Here is a 6,503-nt window from a genome sequence, read left to right on the forward strand (position 1 = left end):
CGATGTCGATGCCTTCCGGCGCGACGAAGGGCTGATCCTTGGCGATATCGATTACTTGATGGTGCCGGGGCTTTCCAATGAGGCGCGTTCAAAACTGGAGGCCGCGCGCCCGCGGACCGTGGGGCAGGCGGGTCGGCTTGATGGCATGACGCCCGCAGCGCTCGGCATCCTAGCAGCCTTTCTGCGACGGGAAGCCCGGCGTAAGACGTCTGTCGTCGCGTAAATCTGTTTCACGTGAAACAAGGCCCCCACGATCCCATGGCCAATACATCGAAAGAGCTCGCGTCGCCTCAGCCAGCCCTGGACAAGGCTGAGGCGCTGAAGCTTACGCCTGTTTCACGTGAAACGGAGGTGCGCTTGGATCGATATCTCGATCTGCTACTGGAGTGGCAGGCCAAGACCAATCTGGTAGCGCCATCGACCCTTCCGAATCTGTGGACGCGCCACGTCTCCGATTCGCTACAGCTTCTGACCATCGCACCGTCTGCCAAGATCTGGGTCGACCTCGGCAGCGGCGGGGGTTTTCCCGGCGTGGTCCTCGCCTGCGCCTTGGCGGAAACACCAGGAGCGAGGGTCCATCTGGTTGAGCGCAACGCCAAGAAGGCCGCCTTCCTGCGCGAAGCACTGAGGGTCACCCAATCACCAGGCACTGTTCATCTCGCCGACATCGGGGATAGTGTGGATAGAATCAGCGGCCCCGTCGATTGCGTCACCGCCCGGGCAGTAGCTCCGCTACACCAACTGATCGGTTTCGCAGAACCGCTGGTGAAGCGGGGTGCAAAAGCCCTGTTTCTTAAAGGCCAAGATGTAGAGGCCGAATTGACGGAGGCCACTAAATATTGGAAGATTGATCCGCAATTGCATTCCAGCCGCACCGGTGGACACGGCTGGATCGTCGAGCTCGACCGCATCGAGCGACGTGAGCCGTCCGCCAAAGCTTATGGCACCCGCGCATGACCGTAATTGATCAAATTTATCAAGAGGATAAGGCGCCAACCCTACCCGGCCATCCGCGCATCCTGGCGCTGGCCAACCAGAAGGGCGGCGTCGGCAAGACCACCACCGCGATCAATCTCGGCACCGCGCTCGCGGCAATCGGCGAGCGCGTGCTGATCGTCGATCTCGATCCGCAGGGCAACGCCTCTACCGGTCTCGGCATCGATCGCCGCAACCGCAACTGTTCAACCTATGACGTGCTGATCGGCGAGGCCAGTCTGCGCGAATCGGTGGTGCCGACCGCGGTGCCGCGGCTGCATATCGCGCCGTCGACCATGGATTTGTCGGGCCTCGAACTTGAACTCGGAACGACTCCCGGCCGCGCCTTCCGGCTGCGCGATGCGATCGGCGCGCTGAACACCAACGTCTCGCCTGACTCCGATTACACCTATGTGCTGATCGATTGTCCGCCGTCGCTCAATCTTCTCACCGTCAACGCGATGGCGGCTTCCGACGCGATCCTGGTGCCGCTGCAGTGCGAGTTCTTCGCGCTCGAAGGTCTGTCGCAATTGCTGCAGACGGTGGAACAGGTGCGCTCGACGCTCAATCCTAGCCTGTCGATCCACGGCATCGTGCTGACCATGTTCGACTCCCGCAACAATCTGTCCAACCAGGTCGTCGCGGATGTCCGCCAGTTCATGGGCAGCAAAGTCTACAACACCATGATCCCGCGTAACGTGCGCATCTCCGAGGCGCCGTCCTACGGCAAGCCGGTGCTGGTGTACGATCTCAAATGCGTCGGCAGCGAGGCCTATCTCAAGCTCGCGACCGAAGTGATCCAGCGCGAGCGTGAACTGCGCACGCATTAGCCCGGACAAGTCATTCCGGACGATTCGCGTCAGCGGATTGATCCGGAATCTCGAAGAGACGATACGATTCTAATCGGGATTCCAGGTTCGCGTCTGGCGACGCGCCCCGGAATGACGGTGGGTAAAACAGGAGCGCTCAAGTTGAATCCAAGGGAGCTGGCGATGGCCGACGAAGCGCGTTCGCGACTGGGCCGCGGTCTTGCAAGTCTGATCGGAGATGTGGGCGGCGAGGCCGCGCATGTCGAGCGGCCGCGCGCGCAGCGCAAGGTGCCGATCGAATTCCTGAAACCCAATCCGCGCAACCCGCGGCGCACGTTTTCCGATACCGAGCTCGGCGAACTCGCCGACTCGATCAGGCAGCACGGCGTGATCCAGCCCATCATCGTTCGGCCGGTCAAAGGTGCGCAGGACCGCTTCGAGATCATCGCTGGCGAGCGCCGCTGGCGCGCTTCGCAGATCGCGGGCCTGCACGACGTGCCGATCGTGCCGGTCGACGTCAGCGACAGCGACGCGCTTGAGCTTGCCATCATAGAAAACGTGCAGCGCGAAGACCTCAATGCGATGGAGGAGGCGCAGGGCTATCACGCGCTCGCCAATGAATTCAAACGCAGCCAGGAAGAGATCGCGAAAATCGTCGGCAAGAGCCGCAGCCATGTCGCCAACATGATGCGGCTGACCAAACTGCCGGCCGAGGTGCAGGCCTACATCGCGCTCGGCCAGTTGTCGGCGGGCCACGCCCGCGCGCTGATCGGCGTGCCCGATCCGGTAGCCGCCGCCAAGCGCATCGTCGAGCAAGGCCTCAACGTGCGCGAGGCCGAGGCGCTGGCGCATGTCGAGGGCGTCCCGGAGCGCAAGCCGCAGAAGGCGCGCGCCGGCAAGCTGAAGGATCCCGATACGGTCGCGCTGGAAAAGACCGTCAGCGACGCGCTCGGGCTCGCCGTCAACATCGATCACCGCGCTCCCGGGGGCACCGTGCATATCCGCTACCGCGACCTCGACCAGCTCGACGAGGTCGTGCGCAGGCTGGGTAGGGGAGCCTGAATACCGCCCGCTCTTGCGGGACGCATCGGCGGCTGGGGCACCAAGGGTGCAAATGTCCCTCGTCCTGATGCCGGTCGCTCAGGCAAGTCCGACATGGTTCGGGTATCCTGCCGGCCGATTTCGAAATTCAGTCGCCCGATACATTTTCCGAATCTCGTCTCATCCCCGCCTCCGCGCGTTTACCGCAATCGCCAGCAGCGCACGTTGCGCGATCACGGCCGCCAGCGGCGCCTGCTTGCGCATCTCCAGCGCCGCGGCCGCAAGTTGATCAATGATCGACGCCAGCCGCGCCGGATTGAAATTGCGCAGAGCGGTTTCGACCATCGGCTTTCGCGAAAAGTGCAGGCGCGGAAATCCGCTGTCGAGCAACGTCGACAATGGCGTCCCTTCCGCCAGCGCCAGCGCCGATTTGTGCAGCCATGCCGCCTGCCGCTGGGCTGCGGAGATAATCATGCCAGGATAAGTGCCGGCGATCATGGCCTTGGCGAATTCGGTCTCGACCAGCTCCGGCTTTCCCGCAAAGGCGCCGTCCACGATCGGATCGAGCTTCAGCTCGGAGGCGTCCGCCACCACCGCCATCACATCGTCGAGCGTGACCTCGCCGTTGCCATGGGCGTACAGCGCAAGCTTCTTCAATTCGTTGCGCGAGGCCTGGCGGTCGCCGCCCAGCAGCGATACCAGCGTGGCGCGCGCATCCGGTGCGATGCGCAGACCAGAGACCCGCAATTCGTCGTCGATCAGTTTGGCAAGGTCGCGCTCGCCATCGGGATAGCAAGCGATCGCGACCGCGGTTTTGGCGCGCTCGCAGGCCTTGCGCAGCGGCGATTCCGGCCGCAGCTCGCCAGCCTCGATCACGATGCGGCAATCCTTCAGCGGCGCCTCCGCCAGCGTGTCGACGCCGCTGGCAAAGCTGCGGGAACCGGCACGGACGCGAATCGCGCGGCGGCCGCCGAACAGCGGGATCGTCATCGCCTCATCGACCAGCCGCGACGGCTCGGCCGAAAGCTCGTCGCCATCCAGCCTCACCAGCGCGAAAGGATCGTTGGGATTATCGACCGCGGATGCCAGCAGCGCGTCGGCGCGCTCCCGGACGAGGCCGGCATCGGGGCCGTAGAGCAGGATGATCGGCCGGCCCGGATCGGGCCGGGCGAGAAAGGCATCGATTTCTTTTCCGCGAAGCGCGACCACAATCAACCCGTTCCGAGTTAGCCTCAGTCATGCCGGAAGCGGCCTGGCAGCCGTCCGGAATCCATACTCCCGATCACGGTCATGGATCCCGGGTTCGCGCCAATGCGCTTCCCGGAATTGCGAGGTTTCAGGTGCCGGCGACGAAGAACGAGGCCAGCCGGGTCTGGATATTTTCCGCGATTTCCTGGGCGGCGCGATCCTCGGCGTCCCGGTAGGCGCGGGCACGGGCGAAGCGCTGCAAATAGCCAGGAATGTCGTAGGTCACCCGCGAGAACGTCGTGCCGGTCATGACCGACTTGTTCGAAGCGAGCTCGATTAGATTGTATTGCGCATCGATGCCGTAATTCTCGCTGGAGGGCAGCGCGGTGTTCGGGTCGATCATCAGCGACGAGCGGCTGCTGCTGAACCGGATCACCAGCCGATGGGTGGGCGGCATGCCGGTGGCGCTGCCGTAGAGCTTGAACGCGAGCGCATTGCGGATTTCGACCCCGAGCCGCGCGTCCCGCGAGGCATTGGGCTTGTCGATCGGCGGCAGTTCCACGCCCATCAGCTTTTCGCGCAGGCCGGGGGTACCGTCGGCATGCTCGGCATACATCGGCTGGAAGCAGCCGGCCGTCAGCGCCGCCAAGGCGGCCACGGCCAAAAGCCGGGCGGCGATGCTAAACCTAGCCAACGACATTCACGATCCTCATGGGAACAACGATCACCTTGCGGACGGCCTTGCCGCCCAGGGCCTGTCTTACCGCATCGAGGGCCAGAACGGCAGCCTCAATCTCCGGATTTTCGGCACCCCGTGGCACGGTTACATCACCCCGTTTCTTGCCGTTGACCTGAACCACCAGCGTCACCGTGTCTTCAACCAGCAAATCACGTTCGATTTTGGGCCAATCGGCTTCCGAGACCAGGCCGGTCTGTCCCAGCGCCTGCCAGCATTCCTCGGCCAGATGCGGCATCATCGGCGCGACCAGTTGAACAAGGATGACGGCGGCCTCGCGGATCGCCCACCCCAGATCGGGGGACGGCTGTCCCTCCCGCGCCAGCGCCTCGCCGAGCGCATTCGAGAATTCCCGGATATAGGCCAGGCAGACGTTGAAATGCAGCCTTTCGATACCGGTGGAGACCTTGTCCAGAGCTCCGTGCGCCGCCTTGCGCAGGGCCAGCGCATCGGGACCGAATGAAGCCGGCCGCGCCGCCGGCGCCGCCTTGGAGCTTTCGGCGGATTCGTTGATCAGCCGCCACAGCCGCTGCACGAAGCGCGAGGCGCCCTGCACCCGCTCGTCGCTCCAGATCACGTCGCGGTCGGGCGGGGAGTCCGACAGCATGAACCACCGCGCGACATCGGCGCCATAGGTCGCGATGATGTCGTCGGGATCGACGGTGTTGCGCTTCGACTTCGACATCTTCTCGATCGGGCCGACCGAGATGTCTTCGCCCGTCGTGATCAGGCTGGCGCGGCGCCCATTAGCGCCGGACTCGACCTTGACCTCGGCCGGCGTGACGTAGCTGCCATCGGCCTTTTGATAGGTCTCATGCACCACCATGCCCTGCGTGAACATGCCGGCGAACGGCTCGTCGATGCCGATATGGCCGGTGGCCTTCATGGCACGGGTGAAGAAGCGGCTGTACAACAGATGCAGGATCGCGTGCTCGACGCCGCCGATATACTGGTCGACCGGCATCAGCCGGTCCACCACGCCAGGTGTGGTCGGCGCTTTCTCGTTCCAGGGATCGGTGAAGCGGGCGAAGTACCAGGACGAGTCGACAAACGTGTCCATGGTGTCGGTTTCCCGCAGCGCCTTGCCGCCGCATTGCGGACATGCGACGTGCTTCCAGGTCGGATGGTGGTCGAGCGCATTGCCGGGCTTGTCGAAGGTGACGTCCTCCGGCAGCACCACCGGCAAATCCTTGTCGGCCACCGGCACCACATCGCATTTCGGGCAGTGGATCACCGGGATCGGGCAGCCCCAGTAGCGCTGGCGCGAAATGCCCCAGTCGCGCAGGCGGAAATTCACCTGGCGCTCGCCGACCGGCATGTTGCCGCGCAGCTCCGCCTCCAGCCGTTTTGCAATTTCTTCCTTGGCTTGCTCGATAGTCATGCCGTCGAGGAAACGGGAATTGATCATGCGGCCGTCACCGTCATAGGCGGTGTCGGTGATGACAAACGTCTTGGGGTCCTGGCCTTCGGGGCAGACCACCGGTGTATTGCCGAGCCCGTATTTATTGACGAAATCGAGGTCGCGCTGGTCGTGCGCCGGGCAGCCGAAGATCGCGCCGGTGCCGTATTCCATCAGCACGAAGTTTGCCACGTAGACCGGCAGCTTCCAGCCCCGATCGAACGGGTGGATCGCGCGGATGCCGGTGTCAAAACCCTGCTTCTCGGCGGTGTCGATGATTTCCTGCGCGGTGCCGATTCGTTTTGTCTCGGCGATGAACTCCGCGAGTTTTGGATTCTTCGCAGCTGCTGCCTGC

General features: G+C 63.8%; 6 protein-coding genes and 1 pseudogene. 4 read left to right on the top strand and 3 right to left on the bottom strand.

Features of this window, described 5'->3' with window-relative positions; all coding sequences use genetic code 11:
• The 4 genes and pseudogenes from QZ213_RS22710 to QZ213_RS22725 all read left to right on the top strand — a co-directional run.
• Positions 1-223, top strand: a pseudogene (locus QZ213_RS22710) (tRNA uridine-5-carboxymethylaminomethyl(34) synthesis enzyme MnmG); the annotation flags it as partial.
• A 35-nt stretch (positions 224-258) separates the two neighbouring features.
• Positions 259-957, top strand: a complete 699-nt coding sequence (gene rsmG, locus QZ213_RS22715; RefSeq protein WP_291688329.1) for a 16S rRNA (guanine(527)-N(7))-methyltransferase RsmG — start codon at positions 259-261, stop codon at positions 955-957.
• Positions 954-1,805, top strand: a complete 852-nt coding sequence (locus QZ213_RS22720; protein ID WP_291688330.1) for a ParA family protein — start codon at positions 954-956, stop codon at positions 1,803-1,805. Before rsmG ends, QZ213_RS22720 begins: the two co-directional genes overlap by 4 nt.
• 162 nt (positions 1,806-1,967) lie before the next feature.
• Positions 1,968-2,846 (top strand): ParB/RepB/Spo0J family partition protein, encoded by an 879-nt coding sequence (locus QZ213_RS22725; protein WP_291688331.1) that lies wholly within the window; start codon positions 1,968-1,970, stop codon positions 2,844-2,846.
• A 159-nt stretch (positions 2,847-3,005) separates the two neighbouring features.
• On the opposite strand, the gene holA is transcribed toward QZ213_RS22725, so the two are convergent.
• The 3 genes from holA to leuS form a co-directional block, all read right to left on the bottom strand.
• A complete protein-coding gene (gene holA / locus QZ213_RS22730; RefSeq protein WP_291688332.1) occupies positions 3,006-4,034 on the bottom strand; it encodes a DNA polymerase III subunit delta in 1,029 nt (342 codons plus the stop codon).
• Between the two features lie 127 nt (positions 4,035-4,161).
• On the bottom strand, positions 4,162-4,713 hold the full coding sequence (lptE, locus tag QZ213_RS22735) for an LPS assembly lipoprotein LptE (RefSeq protein ID WP_291688333.1): 552 nt from the start codon (positions 4,711-4,713) through the stop codon (positions 4,162-4,164).
• A partial coding sequence (gene leuS / locus QZ213_RS22740; RefSeq protein ID WP_291688334.1) for a leucine--tRNA ligase occupies positions 4,700-6,503 on the bottom strand: 1,804 nt, incomplete at its 5' end. The genes lptE and leuS, both read right to left, overlap by 14 nt.

Origin of the sequence: Bradyrhizobium sp. (assembly GCF_017881085.1) — a bacterium.
GTDB lineage: Bacteria > Pseudomonadota > Alphaproteobacteria > Rhizobiales > Xanthobacteraceae > Bradyrhizobium.

What these genes read in the sequence shown, in the direction of transcription:
- rsmG (WP_291688329.1), top strand. Translation starts at nt 259, where the DNA reads ATGGCCAATACATCGAAAGAGCTCGCGTCGCCTCAGCCAGCCCTGGAC.
- QZ213_RS22720 (WP_291688330.1), top strand. Translation starts at nt 954, where the DNA reads ATGACCGTAATTGATCAAATTTATCAAGAGGATAAGGCGCCAACCCTA.
- QZ213_RS22725 (WP_291688331.1), top strand. Translation starts at nt 1,968, where the DNA reads ATGGCCGACGAAGCGCGTTCGCGACTGGGCCGCGGTCTTGCAAGTCTG.
- lptE (WP_291688333.1), bottom strand. Translation starts at nt 4,713, where the DNA reads ATGTCGTTGGCTAGGTTTAGCATCGCCGCCCGGCTTTTGGCCGTGGCC.